Origin of the sequence: Candidatus Brevundimonas phytovorans (assembly GCA_029203145.1) — a bacterium.
Lineage (GTDB): Bacteria > Pseudomonadota > Alphaproteobacteria > Caulobacterales > Caulobacteraceae > Brevundimonas > Brevundimonas phytovorans.
Map to the genome: position 1 here is coordinate 2079715 of CP119309.1, position 17730 is coordinate 2097444.

Genomic DNA, 17730 nt, shown 5'->3' on the forward strand with positions numbered 1-17730 from the left:
CTGGCGCCCGTTTCGTTTCCCGCCCCGCGCATCGTTCCACATCGCGCATGAGGGAAGCCAGCGATGCGCATCCGGCGCTGAGGACAATCATGGGCCGACTCCTGCATTTGCGAACCATTTGCAGGTTTGCGCAGGATCGTCCGTCGTGCAAGCGTCCGCCTCCATTTTCTGGAGAGTCGCGATGCGCGAAGACGGCAAGCTGGACTACCTCGAACTGCCCGCCACTGACATGGCGGCGCACAAGGCCTTCTACGCCTCGGCCTTCGGCTGGGTGTTTCAGGACTACGGCCCCGACTACGCGGCCTTTGGCGAGGGCCTGGACGGCGGCTTCACCACCGAGGCCATGACGCCCAAGCCCCTGCCCATCCTCTACGCCCAAGACCTTGAGGCCATGCTGGCCAAGGTGCAGGCGGCGGGCGGGGAAATCACCCACCCGATCTTCGCCTTCCCCGGCGGGCGCCGCTTCCACTTCCGCGACCCGTCCGGCAACGATCTGGCCGTCTGGTCCGAATAGACCCGGCGCCCCCGTTACCGGGGGTCGACCGACTGAGCCAGTCGCTCGGCGGCGTCACGGTCGGCGCCGTCGAGGCTCATCAGCCAGACGTGGATTTCGGTCGGTGCGACCGGGCGCTGGAACAGGTGCTCCATGGCGATCCGACGCGTGCCCTCGGGCACGATGACCGAGACGCGGCCCGCAGCCGTCACCTGCTCGCCGTCATAGATGGGAAACTGCGAAGACGGCCCGGCGTAGATCATGGCGAAGGTCTTGCCCGCCTTTCGCACGGACCAGACCTTGGCGTCCGGGGCGCTGCGACCTTCAAATAGCTGGAACCCGCTCGGCAGGTCGATGCGGAACGGCAGGGCGGCGACCGCCGCCGGGCTGAGCGGGACGGCGGGCGGCGGCGCGGGCGGCGGCGGCTCCGAAGCGGGCGCGGGCGGCGGCGCGGGCGCAACCTGCGCCGGGGCGACAGGCGTCGGCGCGGCTCTGACCGGCGGCTCAGCCGGGGCCGTCTGCACGGACGCCGGTCTCGGCGTCGCCGCGACCGTCGATCGAACCGGCGCGGCGGGCGCTGGCGTCGGAGCAGGCGTCGGCGTCGGAGCAGGCGCAGGGCGCGCCGCAGCGGGCGGGCCGCCGTTCAGCAGTCGGGTCAGTTCCTCGACGCTCTGCGAAGAAGCCTTTGATTGGGCCAGGACCTGGCCCGCCGGGGCCAGGCTCAGCAGGACGGAGGCGATAAGCGCGGTTTTCATGCGGCGACCTTGGCCCCCGCTCCGCCCGGCGGTCAAGCCGCGGGCAGTTCGACCCAGAAGGTCGCGCCGTGGCCCGGCGTCGAGATCACGCCGATATCCCCGCCCTGAAGCTCGGTCAGCCGCTTGGCCAGGGCCAGGCCGATGCCATGCCCCTCGATGGCCGAACGCTCCAGCCCCAGCCGGTTGAACGGTTCGAACAACTGGGCCTGTTTCTCCAGGCTCAGGCCGGGGCCGAAATCGACCACCTCGATCCGCACGCGGTCGTCGGCCCAGACGGCGCGCATCAGCACTCGCCCGCCGGAGGCGCCGTACTTGACCGCATTCCCGGCCAGATTGCCGATCACCTGGGCCAGGCGCTGCGAATCCGCCTGCGCAATCAGGGCGTCGCCCTCGACCGCCACCTCGACCGACAGACCCCGAGTCTCGGGCTTCAGGATCAGGCTGCGGCGAACGTCGTCCAGCAGACCCGCCACGTCGGTGGGCCGCAGCTCCACCTTGACCGCGCCGGATTCCGCCCGCGCCACGTCCAGCAGGTCATGCGCCAGGGTCTCGACCTGACGCGCCGTCTTGACCAGCATCTGCGCCATCTCGACCTGTTCGGCCGAGGTCGCGCCCAGTTGGCCGCCCGCCCACAGTTCGCCAATGCCGATGATGCCGCCGACGGGGCTCTTGATCTCATGGGCGACGTTGGCCAGCAGCCGCGACTTGGCCGCCGAGGCCCGCTCGGCCCGCTCGCGACCGGCCCGCGCCCGCTCGGCCAGCCGATCGCGCTCCTCCAGCAGGGCTGCGACCATCAGGATGGGCATATAGCCCAGCAGCACCAGAAGCTGCGCCAGCAGCGCCCGGTTCTCGGCCCCGAACGAGTGATAGGGTCCGTGTCCCGCCATGGTCCCGCCGATAGCCATGATCGTGACCACGACCAGCGCCAGGGCGATGCCCGACACCCGGAAGCGCACCGCCATCATCAACAGCAGCGGCATCAACAGGAAGCCGTAGGGCAGGCTCAGGTGAGAGAAGATGGCGTAACAGGCAAAGCCGATCATCCCCAGCAGGACGGCGCCCTCGGCCAGACGCCCCGGCTGACGCGCGATCACCAGATGACGACGCTGCAACGCCAACCCGAAGGCGCCGATCACGGCAAAGCCCAGGGCGTGCCCGAACCACCAGATTCTCAGGCCGTCAAAGACGTTCACATCCAGCATGGCGTTCAACGCCAGGGCGCTCAGCACTGCGGACGGCAGGGGTGCGGCGGCGCAGGCCCCCAGGAACCGGGCCAGCCCCTCAACCGAAGTAACGCTCAGACCCGGCACGAAGCGACGGATCAGCACCACCGCCAGCACGATTTCCAGCAGGTTCATGGTCATGAACATGAGCGACAGCAGCGGGCCGTTGCCGACCAGGAACTCGCCGGCCAGCACGCCCGTCACCACCAGGACGCCGAACCCCAGATCATAGGTCAGACCCCGGCCGCCGCGCAGCCAGACCGCCATCGCCAGCCCGCCCGCCCCCCACAGGGCGGCGACCAAGCCGTTGGTGCGAGCGAAGCTGATCGCCAGCACGACCAGGATGGTCACGCCCATGGCCGTCAGGATCGGCGCCAAGGGCTGTCGGAAGAAGGCTGCATTGGGCGCAGACGCAGCGACGCCGCCCTCCGCAGGCGCGACGTCGAAAGCAGGCTCAGCCCTGTCGAGCGCTCGGCTCATCGTCATGATCGGGTCCGGTGTACGCGACTAACACCCCATCCTGCCGGACCTTCCTAAACATCCTCTGAAGTCAGAAGGCGCTTTCGAGAACGGCGTTAAACGCCCGAATCGCCGCCGCCGGCCCCTCGGGGTGGCGCCAGACGCCCGCGCTGACGGCCACGAAATCCGCCCCCGCCGCCGCCACAGCCGCGGCGTTCTCGACCGTGACGCCGCCGATGGCGACACACGGGGTCTCCATCGTCTCCTGCCAGATGGTCAGTTCGACCAGGTCGGGGCGGTGGGTCGTTTGCTTGGTCTCGGTCGGGAAGAAGGCGCCGAAGGCGACATAGTCAGCCCCGGCTTCAGCGGCCTCCATGCCCAGGTGGCGGCTATCGTGGCAGGTGGCGCCGATCATGGCGTCCGGCCCCATGATGCGCCGCGCCTCGGCCACCGGCGTATCGTCCTGGCCCACATGCACCCCGTCGCAGCCCGTGGCCTTGGCCAGGTCAGGCCGGTCGTTCAGGATCACGGCGACGCCATGCGCCTGAGCAATCGGCGCCAGGCGCGCCACGGCGGCCTTGATCTGATCGTCAGAGGCGTCCTTGAGCCGGATCTGCAAGGCCGCGACGTCGCCCGCCGACAGGACTTGTTCCAGCAGGCCGGCGAAGGCGTCCAGATCGGCGATGACCGGCGGTGTGATCAGATACAGCTGACAGGGCGGACGGGGCGGGGTTGCGGGTTGACGTGCCATGCCTCCCGCCCTGCCCGTCCGCGCGCCGGGCGTCAATGTCGCAGCCCTATGCGAACGATTTGCACTCGCCTTAAGAAATGCTATAGCGAGCCATTCTCAGTAACTGCTTCGGGGCACGCCGCCTTGTACGTCTGCAACTGTAACGGCCTTCGCCAACGTGACGTCGCCCAGGCCATCGAGGCGGGTGCCACCCGCCCGAAGGATATTTTCGCGTCCAATCAATGCTCTGCCCAGTGCGCCAAATGCGTCTGCGAAATGCGACAGATGATCCAGGACACCCAGGCGGCCTTCGCCCTCGCCGCCGAGTAGTCCAGCGCGCCTGAAGACGAAATTCACTCGCACTATCAATGCAGTGATAAGTACTCGCAATTCGTCCGCGACGCCTTTGCCGTGGTAAAAGCCTTCACATCCGGCAGCGATTGAGTCTGGAGCGCCGTTCCGGCCTCCCTTCGCCGCCCATGACGAAAGGCGACGACCATGAAGGGCGATCCGGCGATCATCCGCACCCTGAACGCAGTTCTGACCAACGAGCTGACGGCGGTGAATCAGTACTTCCTGCACGCCCGCATGTTCGAAAGCTGGGGCCTCAGCCACCTCGGCAACGTGATCTATCAGGAATCGATCGGCGAGATGAAACACGCCGACATGCTGATCAAGCGCATCCTCTTCCTCGACGGCCTGCCCAACCTGCAGGACCTGCACAAGCTCAAGGTCGGCGAGGAACCGATCGAATGCCTCGGCGCCGATCTGCAACTGGAAATCGACAGCCGCGCCACGACCCGCGACGCCGTCACTCAATGCGAAGCCGCCCACGACTACGTCAGCCGCGACCTGCTGATGAAGATCCTGGCCGACACCGAGGAGCACGTCGACTTCCTCGAAAACCAGCACAAGCTGATCGAACTGCTGGGCGCCCAGAACTACCTCCAGTCCGCCATGAGCGAGATCAAGACCGACGGCGCCGCCACCGGCAACTGATCCATCTTCCGGATGTCGGGCGCGGGAACGAGTTTCCGCGTCCGGCCATTTCGGTCTCATGACCAGCATCGAAGACGCCCTCGACACCGCCCGCGACCAGGCCGCCGACTTCCTCAACGCCGAGGGCCGGAACTGGACCCATGTCGCACTGGGCGTGGCCCTGACCGCCGGCTTCGCCCTGGCCGCCACCACCGCCGCGTCAAAGCTGATCCGCCCCCAGCCCCGCCGCGCACTCCAGCCGCTCGGCGGCGACGCCCCGATCACTGAACGCCCGCGCGGTCCGATCAGCCTGATCCTGCCCGCCATGTTCTCCGCCACCACCCTTTCCGCCGTTCGTGTCTGGAACGCCCCCGCCCGCCCCGAGCGCCGCACCGCCATGGCCCTGTGGATCGCGGCCCAGGCCGTCAGCGCCGTCTGGCTGGCCGTGCGTCCGACACGGCTGACGACCCAGATGGCCGCCGCCATGTCTTCAGCCGGCCTCGCCGCCGCCTTCGCTCACGAAGCGCGCAAGCTGGACCCCGCGGCGGGCAAGCTGGCCTCGCCCACCGGCATGGGCGTCCGCCTGGCCAACAAGGCCGAAGCCAGACTGCGCAAGGTACCGACCGTCCACTAAATCCGCAGACCGGCGATCAGCGCCCCCATTGCCCTTTTTCCGCTGTTCCTCTACGGCTCGCCGCGATTTCGCGCGCCCGCCCACGAGCGGCCGGGCCGCCCCCAGCCCTCAGATCCAGCGGTTTCTATGAAAATCAACGGCAACACCATCAAACCCGGCATGGTCCTGCAACATAACGGCGGCCTCTGGGTCGTCACCAAGGCCAGCCACGTCAAGCCCGGCAAGGGCGGCGCCTTCGCCAACGTCGAGGCCAAGAACCTCGAAACCGGCAACAAGCTGAACGAACGCTTCCGTTCGGAAGACAAGGTCGAGCGCGTCACCCTGGAACAGAAGGACTTCTCCTACCTGTTCGACAACGGCGACAGCCTGGTCTTCATGGACGACGCCACCTACGAGCAGATCGAACTGCAAAAGGGCTGGGTCGGCGACGAACGCATCCCCTACCTGCAAGAGGGCATGAAGGTCATCATCGAGATGCATGAAGACCGCCCCATCGGCCTGGAACTGCCGGAACAGGTCACGCTCGAAGTCGCCGAGACCGAGCCCACTGTGAAGGGCCAGACGGCGTCGTCGTCGTACAAGCCGGCGATCGCCAACAACGGCGTCCGCATCATGATCCCGCCCTATATGTCGGCCGGCGAGCGCATCATCGTCGACACCACCACCGGCGAATACGTCCGCCGCGCGGACTAACAAAGACCGTCTTTCCCGGCCAAGGTCGGGCATAAGACATAATCTACAGGGGCGCGGATGGTCCGCGCCCCTTTTGCTTCTCCGTCTCTCCGGGCCAAACAGGGCCTTCAAGGACAGCCGGACCAGGAGAACCCCATGGCCCTCGCCTCTGCTCTCGTTCAGGTCATCATCGGCGCCGTGCGCAAGACCGCACGCCCCATGCTTCGCGATTTCGGCGAAGTCGCCCAGCTTCAGGTTTCGCGCAAAGGGCCCGGCGATTTCGTCACGGCCGCCGACCTGAAGGCCGAGGACACCCTCTTCGAACTGCTCATGAAGGCCCGCCCCGGCTACAGCTTCCTCGGTGAGGAACGCGGCATGGTCGAAGGCACCGACAAGTCGCACACCTGGATCGTCGACCCGATCGACGGCACCACCAACTTCATGCACGCCATGCCCCACTTCGCCATCACGGTGGGCCTGGAGCGCAAGCATCCCGACGGTTCGTCCGAGATCGTCGCCGGCGTCACCTACAACCCCGTCATGAACGAGCTGTTCTGGGCCGAAAAGGGCAAGGGCTGCTACCTCAACGACCAGCGCATCCGCGTCTCGGGCCGTCGCGACCTGTCCGAGAGCCTGATCTCGACCGGCCTGCCCTTCATCGGCAAGACCGGCCACGCCCAGTCGATCAAGGACATCCACGCGGTCGGCCAACGCGTCGCCGGCATCCGTCGCCTCGGCGCCGCCTCGCTGGACTTCGCCTGGGTGGCCGCCGGCCGCTACGACGCCTTCTTCGAGCGTAACCTGCAACCGTGGGACGTGGCGGCGGGCATCCTGTTCGTCACCGAAGCCGGCGGCACCGTCACCACCATCGACATCGACGGCGACCCCAAGAACGGCAAGCAGATCGTGGCCTCGAACCCCGAACTGCACCCGCAGCTGCGCAAGCTGCTGCAAGCGGCGTAAACTAGAATTCTCCCTCCCCTTCATGGGGAGGGTGGCCGAGCCGTCAGGCGAGGTCGGGTGGGGGCGGCGCGGTCATTGACCCGCCGCCTTCGTCGTATCTGCCCCTACCCTCGGCGCGCGATCCGGCCCATCCTGACGCCATGTCTGCGCCCGCCCCCCAAGTCATCGCCCATCGCGGCGCGTCCGGCGAACGCCCCGAGCACACCGCCTCGGCCTATCGCCTGGCCATCGAACAGGGCGCGGACTTCATCGAACCCGATCTGGTCATGACCCGCGACGGCCAGTTCGTCGTCCGTCATGAAAACGAGATCGGCGGCACGACCGACGTGGCCGAACGGCCCGAGTTCGCCGCCCGACGCGCGACCAAGGTCATCGACGGCGTCCAGACCACCGGCTGGTTCACCGAAGACTTCACCCTGGCTGAGTTGAAGACCCTGCGCGCCCGCGAGCGACTGCCCCTGCTCCGCCCCGCCAACAGCGCCTGGAACGATCAGGAGCCCTTCCTGACCTTCGACGAGGTCGTGGCCCTGGCCCGCGAAGAGAGCGCCCGCGCCGGCCGCGTCATCGGCGTCGCGCCCGAGCTGAAACACCCCTCCTATTTCGCCGGCCTCGGCTTGCCGATGGAGGATTCACTCGTCGCGACGCTGGAGCGCCACGGCCTGACCGACGCCGACGCCCCCCTCCTGATCCAGTGCTTCGAGGTCGGGCCGCTGCAAAGGCTGAACGCCCGCATCGACGCCCCCCTGCTTCAGTTGATGAGCGTCTCGGGCGGCCCCGCCGACCGGCCCGACCTGACCTACGCCGCCATGAGCACGCCCGAGGGCCTCAGCGCTGTCGCCGCCTATGCCGACGCCATCGGGGTCGAGACGGGCATGATCCTGCCCCGCGACGCCTCGGGTCGCAGCCTGCCCCCCACGCCTCTGATCGCCTACGCCCACGCCGCGGGGCTCAAGGTCGTGGTCTGGACCTTCCGGGCCGAAAACGCCTTCCTGCCCCTGGAACACCGCCGCGGCGAAGCCCCCGCCGACCACGGCGACCTGACCGCCTACCTGCAAGCCTTCCACGCCCTCGGCGTCGACGCCGTGTTCAGCGACTTCCCCGGCAAGGCGGTGGCGGCGCGCTAACGCCTCTCTTTCCTCCCCACTCTGTGGGGAGGGGGACCGCGTAGCGGTGGCGGGGGCGACACAAACGCTACCGTCGAGCCGCCCCCTCCGTCTCGTCGGCTGCGCCGCCGATCCACCTCCCCATTCGCTCCGCGAACAGGGAGGAAAGGCCCGTCAGCCATCACAACGCCGCTGCCTCGCGCCTTGATCTCAAAGCCTTTTTCAGCGCTCCGAAGCGCAACTCATGGCGCCGCCCCAGGCTGCGTTATCATGCTCGCGTTCTTTGACATCGTCGCAGCCGCAAACGCCCTTCAATCCTCCCCCATTCACGGGGGAGGATCGCCGCCTACTCCGCAGGCGATTGCACCAATTGCACTGTTTTTTTTCTGATCACAGTGCAACGGCCATCCAACTCTTTCCTCCCCATTTCATGGGGAGGGGGACCGCGTAGCGGTGGAGGGGGCGGCGCAAACGTCAGACGTGGTGTCGCCCCCTCCGTCACGTCGGCTGCGCTGCCGCGCCACCTCCCCATGAAATGGGGAGGAGAACGCCCGCCCTTAGGTCCCCTGAAACTGCAAGGCCGCCAGTCGGGCATAGAGCCCGCCCTTGGCCGTCAGCTCGGCGTGGGTGCCCTCCTCGACCACCTGGCCGCCGTCCATGACGACGATGCGGTCGGCCCTCAGGACCGTGGCCAGACGGTGGGCGATGACCAGGGTCGTGCGCGCCTCCATGGCCTGATCCAGCGCCGCCTGCACCAGGCGCTCGTTCTCGGCGTCCAGAGCGCTCGTCGCCTCGTCCAGCAGCAAGATCGGGGCCTCGCGCACCAGGGCCCGCGCAATGGCCAGACGTTGCCGCTGCCCGCCCGACAGGCTCTTGCCGCGCTCGCCCAGCGGCGTGTCAAAGCCCTGCGGCAGGGCCTCGATGAAGCCGAGCGCCTGGGCCTCGTCGGCCACGGCGCGGGCCTCTTCCAGCGTCGCGGCCTCGCGGCCAAAGCGGATGTTCTCCAGCGCCGAGCCCGAGAACAGGGGCGCCTCCTGCGACACCCAGGCGAAACGCTCGCGCACCTCGACCGGATCGGCGGCGCGCACGTCCACCCCGTCCACCGAGACCAGCCCCGACTGCGGATCATAGAAGCGCAGCAACAGGCGGAAGACCGTCGACTTGCCCGCGCCCGACGGCCCGACCAGGGCCACCGTCTCGCCCGGACGTACGGTCAGGCTGAAGCCCTTCAGCGCCGGCAGGTCGGGACGGCCCGGATAGGCGAAGTCCACCGCCGACATCGACACCTCGCCCCGCGGCGGCTGCGGCAGGGCGACGGGCGACGCGGGCGGGGCGATGGCGGGAACGGCGCGCATCAGTTCGTCAATGCGCTCCATGGCCCCCGCGGCCTTCTGCACGTCGCCCCAGCTCTCGCCCAGAGCGCCCACGGCGCCGGCGGCGAAGACCGACAGCAGGACGAACTGCAACAGCGCCCCCGGCGTCATGGTCCCGGCGATCACGTCCTGCGCGCCCAGCCACAGCACCAGGGTCACGCCGCCGAACATCACCACGATGATCATGGCCGTCATGACGGCGCGCGCCCGCATGCGGATCAGGGAGACGCCGAAGGCTTCTTCCACCGCCGCGCCGAAGCGTCCGATGGCGCTCTTTTCACGGCCAAAGGCCTGGACCGTCTCGATGGCGTCCACGCTCTCGCCGGCGAAGCCGACGGCGTTGGCGAAGGTGTCCTGCGACTTGACCGTCAGCTTGCGCACCTGCCGTCCGAAGATGAACAGCGGCACGATCAGCACCGGCACGATCAACAGGACGAAGCCGGTCAGCTTGGGGCTGACGAAGAACAGCAGGATGACCCCGCCGATCAGGGTGAAGAAGTTGCGCAGGGCATAGCTGACCGAGGTGGTCAGCAGGGTGTCGACCAACTGGATGTCCGTGGTCAGACGCGACAGCACCTCCCCCGTCCGCATATGCGCGAAGAAGACCGGGTCCAGCGTCAGGATGCGCTTGAACAGGGCCGTCCTCAGGTCGGCGATGACCCGCTCGCCGGTCTTGGTGACGTAGAAGTAACGGAAGGCCGTCGCCAATCCCAGAATCAGGGCGTTGGCGCCCAGAATCAGGAACCAGGTGTTGATGTCGCGCCCGCCGTTCTCGAAGCCGTTGTCGATGGCGCCGCGCGCCGTCGCCGTCAGCCCCAGCGACGCCGCCGTCGAGAAGATCAGCCACAGACCGGCGATCCCCGCATCCAGCCGGTGGCGCATCATGAAGGGCAGCAAACGCCCCAGGGGCTTGATGTTGCGGGTCTTGGCGCGCTTGCCGCCCGCCTCGTCCATCTGTTCAACCAGCAGGGCGCCGGCGCCGGGGCGGCCCCTCGCCGCTGAAGCGGCGTCTTGAGGCGCGGAGGGCGTGGAAACTTGGGTCATACTCGCGCTCTTGCCCCGGAACGCCCCCCGGTGTAAACGCCGCCCCTCATTCCCGCCGCAGCCTCGGCGGGTTTCTCTATTTACGCGCACTGACGGTCGGCATCGTCGAAGCGCAGAGACGGATCAGATCGATGAAAGCGGACACGCACCCCGACTACCACTTCATCACGGTTGTGATGACTGACGGCAGCACCTTCCAGACCCGTTCGACCTACGGCAAGGAAGGCGCCTCGCTGGCCCTCGACATCGACCCGTCGACGCACCCCGCCTGGACCGGCGGCAACGCCCAGATGCTGGACCGCGGCGGCCGCGTGTCGCGCTTCAACAACAAGTTCGGCGGCTTCATCAAGAAGTAAGCCCTACAGCCCTTCTTCGGGGCTGCGACAAAGTCGCCACAGAAGCGCCGGTCCGAAGGGCCGGCGCTTTTTGTTTGCCCGGAACGTCGATAACATGGGGGCGTTCGATCCTTCGGGGCGCAGGCGACGGGTCTGGCGCCGGACCGGACTTAAGAGCTGTAGAATGAACCGACGGGAATTGGGCCTTGGCGCCGCGACAGCGACCCTGACCCTTGGCGCGGCCTCCTCCGCCCTGGCGCAGACCCGATCGGTCGACCCCCAGGTCTTCATCGCCGGCTTCGACGCCCAGGCCGGCCGCCTGCCAGAGGCCGTTCAGGCCGACGTCCGCGCCGTCTATCAACTGACCGGCGGCCGGCCGATCTGGACCGCCGACCGCCTGCGCGTCCTGCAGGAAGTCGCCGCCGGGGCCGAACGCCACGCCCTGCCCGCCGTTGACTTCTTCGACTTCGTCGGCCTGGCCGCCGATCCCGCCTCGGCCGAGATCCGCACCACCGCCGCCGCCGTGACCTATGCCCGCGTTCTGGCCGAGGGCCGCGTCCGTCCCGAGACGGTCGAGGACCTGTGGGAGATGCAGAAGAACAGCGTCGACATCCCGACCGGCCTGACCCAGGCGGTCAGCGCCAACCAGTTGAGCCAGTGGTTCGACGGCCTGGCCCCCACCGACATCGGCTACACCAACCTGTCGGCCGGCTACGCCCGCTATCGCCGCATCACCCGCGCCGGCGGCTGGCCCGCCTTCCGTCAGGGCGGCACGATCGAGCCGGGAACCAGCGACAACCGCATCCCCGCCCTGATCGCCCGCCTGGTGGCCGAGGGCGACCTCAGCGCCGCCGCCGGCGAACGCCTGAAGGGCAACCTGACCTATGGGTCGGAACTTCAACAGGCCGTCCGCAGCTTCCAGACACGCCACGGCCTGGGCGCCGACGGTCGCATCGGCGCCGGCACCCAACGCTCGCTCGGGGCCTCGGCCGAGGACCGCGCCCGCCAGATCGCCCTGAACCTGGAGCGCCGCCGCTGGCTCAAGCGCGACCTCAATCCCGAGCGGATCGAGGTCAACACCGCCGCCGCCATCATGGTCTACTGGAAGGACGGCAAGCCGGTTCACTCCAACCGCGTCGTGGTCGGCTCGGCCGAAAATCAGACGCCCAGCCTGGAAAAACCCTTCGCCTCGGTCGTGGCCAACCCGCCCTGGACCGTGCCGATGGGCATCGCCCGCCGCGAGATCCTGCCCAAGGGGCCCGGTTATCTGGCCGCCCACGACATGTACATCAACAAGGACGGCTGGGTGATCCAGCGGGCCGGTCCGCAGTCGTCGCTGGGCTATGTGAAGTTCGAGCTGCGCGACAGCTACGCCATCTTCCTGCACGACACCCCGTCCAAGGGCGCCTTCAACCTGTCGGTGCGCCAGCGCAGCCACGGCTGCGTCCGGGTTCAGAATGCGGTCGAGTTCGCCCGCCTGCTGCTGCAACCTGACCCCGCAAAACTGGCCCAGTTCGACACCGCCCAGGACAGTCGCGAAACCACCCGCGTCACCACCGGCCGCGAGATCGCCGTGCGCCTGCTCTACTGGACCGCCTTCGTCGACGGTCAGGGCAGGGTCGCCTTCCGTGAGGACGTCTATCGCCGGGATGAAAAACTGGCCCAGGCGCTCGGCATCGCCGTCAACCTGCCGCGCGTCATCGCCGACGGCCCCAGCGACGCCAACGACGTCGGGCCGTAAGCCTCGATTTCAAGGTGTTCGGGGGCGTCAGCCCCCGAAGGCGGCCTGCAGGCGATCCAGCTGGCTCTGCACCGGATTGACCGGTTGCTCCTCGTCGCCGCCCAGATACATGCGCTGGTCCAGATGCAGGACGCGGTCATAGAGCTTCTCGGCGCGCACAGCGTATTCGATCAGGGCGATGGGCAGCTCGCGGTGGCTGGGCTCGCTCTCCACCTTGCGGTCGGCCAGGCGATAGCGCGGCTCGCAGGCGGCGGCGGCGCTCATGTCCTCCTCACGCACGGCGCGCTGGACCAGCAGCCAGGAGGCGATCTGCATCAGCCGCGTGGTCAGCTTCATGCTCTCGCCCGCATAGGCCAGGGCGGCGGCGCGCGACAGCAGGCGCGAATCCTGACGCCCGTCGCCGTCCAGATAGGCGGCGGTCTCCTCGACCAGTTCCATGCCCTCGCGGAAGGTCCGGTCGAACAGCTCCGAGCGCGCGAAATCCAGCACCTCAGCGCTGCGCGAACGCAATCCGACCATGTCAGCGTCGATGGCAGTCAACTCGGTTCTACCCATGAAACGTCACGCGCGTCCGTCAAACTCGCGGGTCAGAACGACGCCGCACGGACCGGAACTGCAATCGTCATGCCACGGATTACGACATGGCGGGAGAGGCGGATCAGCGGAAATTGAATAGGGCGTCGGCGGCGCTGCGTTTGGAGGACTTGCCGTCGATGGCGGCCTTCGACCGTTTGATCTCAGCTTCCAGCGCCGCAATGCGCTCGTGCAGTTCGTCCACCGCATAGAGGTCCAGGTCCTCGCGGCCCAGCGCCTTCAGCGCCTCGCCGCCCTGGGGTCGGGGCTCCAGATCTTCGAACGTCATCACCGTCTCCGTGGCCAGAAACCACACGAAGCCGTATGAAAACGCCCCAACGAGCACGATTGCAAGCGGCGGAGACATCATGCGGGTCATCGAGATCGAAGGCGGCAAGGGCCCAGCCGAGGCGCTGCGTCTGGCGGAACGGCCCCAGCCGACGCCCGCGCCGGGCGAGATTCGCATCCGCGTGCGCGCTGCCGGGGTCAATAGGCCCGATATCGTCCAGCGCGTCGGCCTCTATCCCGCCCCGCCCGGCGCCTCGGACATTCTGGGGCTTGAGGTCGCCGGCGAGGTCGATGCGGTGGGCGACGGCGTCACGCGCTGGGCCGTCGGCGACCGGGTCTGCGCCCTGCTGGGCGGCGGCGGCTACGCCGACTCCGCCGTGGTCGACGCCCGCCATGCCCTGCCCGTCCCTGACGGTCTCGATCTCATACAGGCGGCCGCCCTGCCCGAGACCGTCTTCACCGTCTTCGCCAATGTCTTCGAGGGCGGCGGGCTGAAGGCGGGCGAGACCCTGCTGATCCACGGCGCCACCAGCGGCATCGGCGTCATGGCCATCCAGATGGCCAAGGCGGCGGGCGCCCGCGTCATCGCCACCTCGCGCGGCGCGGCCAAGGCCGAGGCCGCCCTGGCCTTGGGCGCCGACGTCAGCCTGGACGCCACGGACGGCGACCTGCTGGCGGCGATCAAGGCGGCGGGCGGCGCCGACGTGGTGCTGGACATGGTGGGGGCGGCCTACGCCGATCTGAACCTGAACGCGCTCAAGCCCGGCGGACGCTGGGTGGTCATCGCTGCCCTGACCGGCGCGGTGGCCCCGATCGACCTGATGCGGATCATGCTGAAACGGATCGTCCTGACCGGCTCGACCCTGCGCAGCCGACCGGCGGACGAAAAGGCCCGCCTGGCCGCAGCCGTCGAACAGACCGTCTGGCCCTGGGTCGCCGCCGGTGCGGTGCGCGCCCGGGTCGAGGCGACCTTCCCCCTGGACCAGGCCGCCGCCGCCCATCAGCGACTGGAGGCGGGCGACCACGTCGGCAAGATCGTTCTGACGACCTGAGCCCCGGAAAAACGGGAGGCAGTAGCCTCCCGTTTCACAGGCCTACCAGTTGCCGCCGCGACGCGCGGGCCGCAGGGACGAGATCTTGTCGTTCAGGTTCATGTTGCGCAGGTTGCGCACATCGCCGTTGATGACCTGGCAATCGCCGCGGAAATAGGCGTCGGTGCAGACTTCCCAGCTGCCGCGCCCCAGACGCATCGAGCTGATGGCGTCATTCATGCCGCTGTTGCGCAGGTTGGGAACTTCCTGGCGGAAGGTCAGCGCCTGACCGCGATAGTCGGCGTCGCGATAGACGGTGATCGAGCTGTTGCCCCAGCCGCCGCCGTTGCCGCCGCCCGGACCGCCGGGCCAGCCGGGATTGCCGCCATTGCCGCCGCCGGGACCGCCGGGCCAGCCCGGATTGCCCCCGTTGCCGCCGCCGGGACGCTCATAGTCCCCGCGGTGACGCCCGCAGACCAGCAGGCCGTTGTCGTTGCGGATTTCCTCGCTGGAGCAACGCGCCAGTTCGATCGAGGTCTCGCGGACATTGTTGCGGTTGTCGCGGCAATCCGCATAGAGCCGCCCCTGATTGACGTAGGAGCCGGTGCAGCTCTGGGTATAGCTGCCCCGCGGGGCGCCGCGCGTCTGAACCTGAGCCTCGGCCGAGCCCGCAGGCACGGCGGCGGCTCCGCCAAAAGCCATGACTGCGCCGGCGGCGATAATCGCGAACTGTCTCATGAGAGCTGTCCTTCCTGATCCTTTGGCGCACAACGCACCACAAGCCAGACTGTTCAACATCGCCGATGAACCTTTGCTGTACGCCATATTCGGACAACGTTTTCTTTTGTCGCGAATGCGCCTATACAGAAGCTCTCAGCGCCCGGCCGAAAGGTCGGGCGCCGTCGATTCAAACGCCCGATTTTCGGGCCGCAAACGCCGGGACGCACGCCCCATGACCGACATCCTGATGCCCAAGGCCACCGCGGTCTGGCTGGTGGACAACACCTCGCTCTCGTTCGAGCAGATCGCCGATTTCTGCGGCCTGCACCCGCTGGAAGTGCGCGGCATCGCCGACGGCGACGTGGCCCGCGACATCCGCGGCGTGGACCCGGTCACTGGCGGTCAGCTGACGCGCGAAGAGCTGGAGAAAGCTCAGGACAATCCCGACTACCGCATGAAGGCCGTGGTCAGCCGCCACGCCGAACTGCTGAAGCCGTCCAAGACCGGCCCCAAGTACACGCCCGTGTCGCGTCGTCAGGATCGCCCCGACGCCATCGCCTGGTTCGTGCGCAACCACCCGGAAGTGACCGACGCCCAGATCGCCAAGCTGCTGGGCACCACCAAGTCCACCATCGAGACCGTGCGTAACCGCACCCACTGGAACTCGGCCAATATCAAGCCGGTCGATCCGGTGACGCTCGGCCTGGTCGGCCAGCTGCAACTGGACGAAATCGTCAAGAAGGCCGCCGACAAGAAGGCCAAGGACGACGCCAAGAGCGGCGGCGCCGCCCTGCAGTCGATCCAGGCCGAACCGGAAGAGCCGGAGTTCGTGCCCGAGGAGCGCGTGCGCCCCGGCGCCGAGCCGACCGCCGAATCGGTCTTCGGCAAGAACGACTGATCGGTCTGCCCTGAATGTGGAAACGGCCCCGAAGAGCGATCTTCGGGGCCGTTTCTGTTTTGGGGAGGCTAGTGGGTTCTGGCCTCCAGACTAGTGATCTCTTCCTTCAACCTGAGCTTTCGCTGCTTGAGTTCCCTGAGGTGGATCGGGTCCGCGGTGGGTCTGCGCGCCTCCTGCTGAATGGTTTCATCCAGCGACCGGTGCCGATTTCCCAGTTCGCGAATACGAGCCTCGATGGTCATGGCTTGCGCCTCCATGTCTAAGGGACCACTACACTGAGCGCCCGGAACGACGGCCTGTGGAATCACATTGCAGTGACCCTGCGCCGCTCCGGACACGGAGAGACTGGAAGTCAAAATGGCCGAAGATGTGAACTCGACCATACGGAACCCGACGCCCCCGCGGCTGGTCGTTGGAATCTCTGGCGCTTCCGGCGTCGTCTATGGCGCGCGGGTGCTGGACGCTCTGCGCGAACTGGGCGTCGAGAGCCATCTGGTCGTCACGAAAGCCGCCCTGCTCACATTGTCGCAGGAGACGGATCTGAGCCCCGACGACCTGATGTCGAAGGCGGACGTGACCTACAAGCTGGCCGACGTCGGCGCCGCCATCGCCTCGGGCTCGTTCCGCACGCTCGGCATGATCGTCGCTCCCTGCTCGGTGCGGACCATGAGCGAGATCGCCACCGGCGTGACCTCGACCCTGCTGACCCGCGCCGCCGACGTGGTGCTGAAGGAACGCCGCCCGCTGGTGCTGATGGTGCGCGAGACGCCGCTGCACCTGGGCCACCTGCGCACCATGACGGCGCTGGCCGAGATGGGCGCCACCATCGCCCCGCCCCTGCCCGCCTTCTACGCCCGACCCGATTCGATCGCCGAGATGGTGGACCAGTCGGTCGGCCGGGCGCTGGACCTGTTCGGTCTGGACTGGGCGGCCGTGCGCCGCTGGGAAGGCCTGAAGGCCGGGGCGACGCGCGCATGAGCGACCTGTGGACCTGGACCCTGACGGCCTACAAGGCGCCGGGCGTGGCCGAGGCCTGCCTGAGCTTGCAGGACCACCACGAACAGAACGTGCCCCTGCTGCTGTGGGCCGCCTGGGTCGCCGTCACCGGCCGCCGCCCGGACGAGGACACGATTGAGGCCGCCTGCGACGCGGCTCGCGCCTATGACACCGTCATCGTCAGCCCGCTTCGCGCTGTGCGCCGCATCCTGAAAGCGCCCATCCCCGACATCGAGGACGCCCACCGCGAGGCCCTGCGTCAGCAGGTCAAGACGCTGGAGCTGGACGCCGAGCGCCGCCTGATGCTGGAGCTGGAAGACCTGGCTCCCGCCCCGTCCGACGCCCCGCGCCGCGCCATCGACGGTCTGGCCGAGACGGCGAAGCTGTGGGCCCGCGTGGTGCCCCGCCCGGCGCTGACGATCCTGGCCGACCGCCTTCCCGCCTGAGCCTCAGTCGGCTATGAACAAGGACGTCCGGGGCGAGCCATGAACGACGACCAACCTTTCCTGTCCGATGAGGACCAGCAGCTGCGCGATACGCTGAAGGCGCTTCAGCAGGAGCACGCCGACCTCGACGCCTCGATCGAGGCGCTGGGCCACATGCCCATCCCCGATCAGCTGCGGATCGCCCGCCTGAAGCGCAAGAAGCTGGCCCTGCGCGACGAGATCGTGAAGATCGAAGACCGCATCCTGCCCGACATCATCGCCTAGGTCGGCGTCGG

At 68.1% G+C, this 17730-nt stretch carries 22 protein-coding genes; 14 read left to right on the forward strand and 8 right to left on the reverse strand.

Annotated features, from left to right (window positions below; translation table 11 throughout):
• Nucleotides 1–181 precede the first annotated feature (181 nt).
• Nucleotides 182–514, forward strand: a complete 333-nt coding sequence (locus P0Y52_10210; GenBank protein ID WEK56918.1) for a VOC family protein — start codon at nt 182–184, stop codon at nt 512–514.
• Nucleotides 515–528: 14 nt separating this feature from the next.
• Here P0Y52_10210 and P0Y52_10215 read toward each other — a convergent pair whose 3' ends face one another.
• The 3 genes from P0Y52_10215 to thiE all read right to left on the reverse strand — a co-directional run bounded on the left by P0Y52_10215 (nt 529) and on the right by thiE (nt 3681).
• On the reverse strand, nt 529–1248 hold the full coding sequence (locus P0Y52_10215) for a hypothetical protein (protein ID WEK56919.1): 720 nt from the start codon (nt 1246–1248) through the stop codon (nt 529–531).
• A 32-nt stretch (nt 1249–1280) separates the two neighbouring features.
• On the reverse strand, nt 1281–2957 hold the full coding sequence (locus tag P0Y52_10220; protein WEK56920.1) for an ATP-binding protein: 1677 nt from the start codon (nt 2955–2957) through the stop codon (nt 1281–1283).
• A 64-nt stretch (nt 2958–3021) separates the two neighbouring features.
• Entirely contained in the window at nt 3022–3681 is a 660-nt protein-coding gene (gene thiE / locus P0Y52_10225) for a thiamine phosphate synthase (GenBank protein ID WEK56921.1), read from the reverse strand.
• 123 nt (nt 3682–3804) lie between these two features.
• Between thiE and P0Y52_10230 the strand changes: the two genes are divergently transcribed.
• The 6 genes from P0Y52_10230 (at nt 3805) to P0Y52_10255 (ending at nt 8031) form a co-directional block, all read left to right on the forward strand.
• On the forward strand, nt 3805–3990 hold the full coding sequence (locus P0Y52_10230; GenBank protein ID WEK56922.1) for a (2Fe-2S)-binding protein: 186 nt from the start codon (nt 3805–3807) through the stop codon (nt 3988–3990).
• Between the two features lie 168 nt (nt 3991–4158).
• The gene (bfr, locus tag P0Y52_10235; GenBank protein WEK56923.1) at nt 4159–4659 is read left to right on the forward strand and encodes a bacterioferritin; all 501 of its coding nucleotides are present in this window, start codon (nt 4159–4161) and stop codon (nt 4657–4659) included.
• 58 nt (nt 4660–4717) lie between these two features.
• Entirely contained in the window at nt 4718–5272 is a 555-nt protein-coding gene (locus P0Y52_10240) for a TspO protein (GenBank protein WEK56924.1), read from the forward strand.
• Between the two features lie 126 nt (nt 5273–5398).
• Nucleotides 5399–5965, forward strand: coding sequence for an elongation factor P (gene efp, locus P0Y52_10245; protein ID WEK56925.1), 567 nt, complete (start codon nt 5399–5401; stop codon nt 5963–5965).
• Between the two features lie 135 nt (nt 5966–6100).
• Nucleotides 6101–6907, forward strand: coding sequence for an inositol monophosphatase family protein (locus tag P0Y52_10250; GenBank protein WEK56926.1), 807 nt, complete (start codon nt 6101–6103; stop codon nt 6905–6907).
• Nucleotides 6908–7047: 140 nt separating this feature from the next.
• Nucleotides 7048–8031, forward strand: coding sequence for a glycerophosphodiester phosphodiesterase (locus P0Y52_10255; GenBank protein WEK56927.1), 984 nt, complete (start codon nt 7048–7050; stop codon nt 8029–8031).
• A gap of 536 nt (nt 8032–8567) precedes the next feature.
• Here the strand turns inward: P0Y52_10255 and P0Y52_10260 are convergent.
• On the reverse strand, nt 8568–10427 hold the full coding sequence (locus P0Y52_10260) for an ABC transporter transmembrane domain-containing protein (GenBank protein WEK56928.1): 1860 nt from the start codon (nt 10425–10427) through the stop codon (nt 8568–8570).
• A 131-nt stretch (nt 10428–10558) separates the two neighbouring features.
• Between P0Y52_10260 and rpmE the strand changes: the two genes are divergently transcribed.
• Nucleotides 10559–10783, forward strand: a complete 225-nt coding sequence (rpmE, locus tag P0Y52_10265) for a 50S ribosomal protein L31 (protein ID WEK56929.1) — start codon at nt 10559–10561, stop codon at nt 10781–10783.
• A 163-nt stretch (nt 10784–10946) separates the two neighbouring features.
• Nucleotides 10947–12503, forward strand: a complete 1557-nt coding sequence (locus P0Y52_10270; GenBank protein ID WEK56930.1) for a L,D-transpeptidase family protein — start codon at nt 10947–10949, stop codon at nt 12501–12503.
• Nucleotides 12504–12530: 27 nt separating this feature from the next.
• Here P0Y52_10270 and P0Y52_10275 read toward each other — a convergent pair whose 3' ends face one another.
• Together P0Y52_10275 and P0Y52_10280 are read right to left on the reverse strand one after the other, a co-directional pair.
• Nucleotides 12531–13022 (reverse strand): DUF1465 family protein, encoded by a 492-nt coding sequence (locus P0Y52_10275; protein WEK56931.1) that lies wholly within the window; start codon nt 13020–13022, stop codon nt 12531–12533.
• A gap of 139 nt (nt 13023–13161) precedes the next feature.
• A complete protein-coding gene (locus P0Y52_10280; GenBank protein ID WEK56932.1) occupies nt 13162–13365 on the reverse strand; it encodes a DUF1192 domain-containing protein in 204 nt (67 codons plus the stop codon).
• 79 nt (nt 13366–13444) lie between these two features.
• Between P0Y52_10280 and P0Y52_10285 the strand changes: the two genes are divergently transcribed.
• Complete coding sequence (locus tag P0Y52_10285) at nt 13445–14416, forward strand: NAD(P)H-quinone oxidoreductase (protein ID WEK56933.1); 972 nt, start codon at nt 13445–13447, stop codon at nt 14414–14416.
• 42 nt (nt 14417–14458) lie between these two features.
• Here the strand turns inward: P0Y52_10285 and P0Y52_10290 are convergent, their stop codons facing one another.
• Nucleotides 14459–15133: a beta/gamma crystallin-related protein gene (locus P0Y52_10290; protein WEK56934.1), complete on the reverse strand. Its 675-nt coding sequence runs from the start codon at nt 15131–15133 to the stop codon at nt 14459–14461.
• Nucleotides 15134–15347: 214 nt separating this feature from the next.
• On the opposite strand from P0Y52_10290, the gene P0Y52_10295 reads away from it, so the two are divergent.
• Nucleotides 15348–16013, forward strand: a complete 666-nt coding sequence (locus P0Y52_10295) for a DUF1013 domain-containing protein (GenBank protein WEK56935.1) — start codon at nt 15348–15350, stop codon at nt 16011–16013.
• A 68-nt stretch (nt 16014–16081) separates the two neighbouring features.
• Here P0Y52_10295 and P0Y52_10300 read toward each other — a convergent pair whose 3' ends face one another.
• A complete protein-coding gene (locus P0Y52_10300; protein ID WEK56936.1) occupies nt 16082–16255 on the reverse strand; it encodes a DUF465 domain-containing protein in 174 nt (57 codons plus the stop codon).
• 115 nt (nt 16256–16370) lie between these two features.
• On the opposite strand from P0Y52_10300, the gene P0Y52_10305 reads away from it, so the two are divergent.
• From P0Y52_10305 to P0Y52_10315, 3 genes are read left to right on the forward strand one after another with little or no spacing between them, the layout of a single operon-like run.
• Nucleotides 16371–16991 carry a UbiX family flavin prenyltransferase gene (locus P0Y52_10305; GenBank protein WEK56937.1) on the forward strand — a complete coding sequence of 207 codons (621 nt, stop codon included), beginning with the start codon at nt 16371–16373 and terminating at the stop codon, nt 16989–16991.
• The gene (locus P0Y52_10310; GenBank protein ID WEK56938.1) at nt 16988–17455 is read left to right on the forward strand and encodes a TIGR02444 family protein; all 468 of its coding nucleotides are present in this window, start codon (nt 16988–16990) and stop codon (nt 17453–17455) included. The genes P0Y52_10305 and P0Y52_10310 overlap by 4 nt, the downstream gene beginning before the upstream one ends.
• 39 nt (nt 17456–17494) lie before the next feature.
• On the forward strand, nt 17495–17719 hold the full coding sequence (locus P0Y52_10315; protein ID WEK56939.1) for a DUF465 domain-containing protein: 225 nt from the start codon (nt 17495–17497) through the stop codon (nt 17717–17719).
• The last annotated feature ends 11 nt before the right edge of the window (nt 17720–17730 follow it).

Coding starts and splice junctions, on each gene's coding strand:
- P0Y52_10270 (WEK56930.1), top strand. CDS start 10,947: ATGAACCGACGGGAATTGGGCCTTGGCGCCGCGACAGCGACCCTGACC.
- rpmE (WEK56929.1), top strand. CDS start 10,559: ATGAAAGCGGACACGCACCCCGACTACCACTTCATCACGGTTGTGATG.
- P0Y52_10260 (WEK56928.1), bottom strand. CDS start 10,427: ATGACCCAAGTTTCCACGCCCTCCGCGCCTCAAGACGCCGCTTCAGCG.
- P0Y52_10220 (WEK56920.1), bottom strand. CDS start 2,957: ATGACGATGAGCCGAGCGCTCGACAGGGCTGAGCCTGCTTTCGACGTC.
- P0Y52_10285 (WEK56933.1), top strand. CDS start 13,445: ATGCGGGTCATCGAGATCGAAGGCGGCAAGGGCCCAGCCGAGGCGCTG.
- P0Y52_10305 (WEK56937.1), top strand. CDS start 16,371: ATGGCCGAAGATGTGAACTCGACCATACGGAACCCGACGCCCCCGCGG.
- P0Y52_10255 (WEK56927.1), top strand. CDS start 7,048: ATGTCTGCGCCCGCCCCCCAAGTCATCGCCCATCGCGGCGCGTCCGGC.
- P0Y52_10250 (WEK56926.1), top strand. CDS start 6,101: ATGGCCCTCGCCTCTGCTCTCGTTCAGGTCATCATCGGCGCCGTGCGC.
- P0Y52_10275 (WEK56931.1), bottom strand. CDS start 13,022: ATGGTCGGATTGCGTTCGCGCAGCGCTGAGGTGCTGGATTTCGCGCGC.
- P0Y52_10315 (WEK56939.1), top strand. CDS start 17,495: ATGAACGACGACCAACCTTTCCTGTCCGATGAGGACCAGCAGCTGCGC.
- efp (WEK56925.1), top strand. CDS start 5,399: ATGAAAATCAACGGCAACACCATCAAACCCGGCATGGTCCTGCAACAT.
- bfr (WEK56923.1), top strand. CDS start 4,159: ATGAAGGGCGATCCGGCGATCATCCGCACCCTGAACGCAGTTCTGACC.
- P0Y52_10295 (WEK56935.1), top strand. CDS start 15,348: ATGACCGACATCCTGATGCCCAAGGCCACCGCGGTCTGGCTGGTGGAC.
- P0Y52_10290 (WEK56934.1), bottom strand. CDS start 15,133: ATGAGACAGTTCGCGATTATCGCCGCCGGCGCAGTCATGGCTTTTGGC.
- P0Y52_10210 (WEK56918.1), top strand. CDS start 182: ATGCGCGAAGACGGCAAGCTGGACTACCTCGAACTGCCCGCCACTGAC.
- thiE (WEK56921.1), bottom strand. CDS start 3,681: ATGGCACGTCAACCCGCAACCCCGCCCCGTCCGCCCTGTCAGCTGTAT.
- P0Y52_10310 (WEK56938.1), top strand. CDS start 16,988: ATGAGCGACCTGTGGACCTGGACCCTGACGGCCTACAAGGCGCCGGGC.
- P0Y52_10240 (WEK56924.1), top strand. CDS start 4,718: ATGACCAGCATCGAAGACGCCCTCGACACCGCCCGCGACCAGGCCGCC.
- P0Y52_10215 (WEK56919.1), bottom strand. CDS start 1,248: ATGAAAACCGCGCTTATCGCCTCCGTCCTGCTGAGCCTGGCCCCGGCG.
- P0Y52_10280 (WEK56932.1), bottom strand. CDS start 13,365: ATGACGTTCGAAGATCTGGAGCCCCGACCCCAGGGCGGCGAGGCGCTG.
- P0Y52_10300 (WEK56936.1), bottom strand. CDS start 16,255: ATGACCATCGAGGCTCGTATTCGCGAACTGGGAAATCGGCACCGGTCG.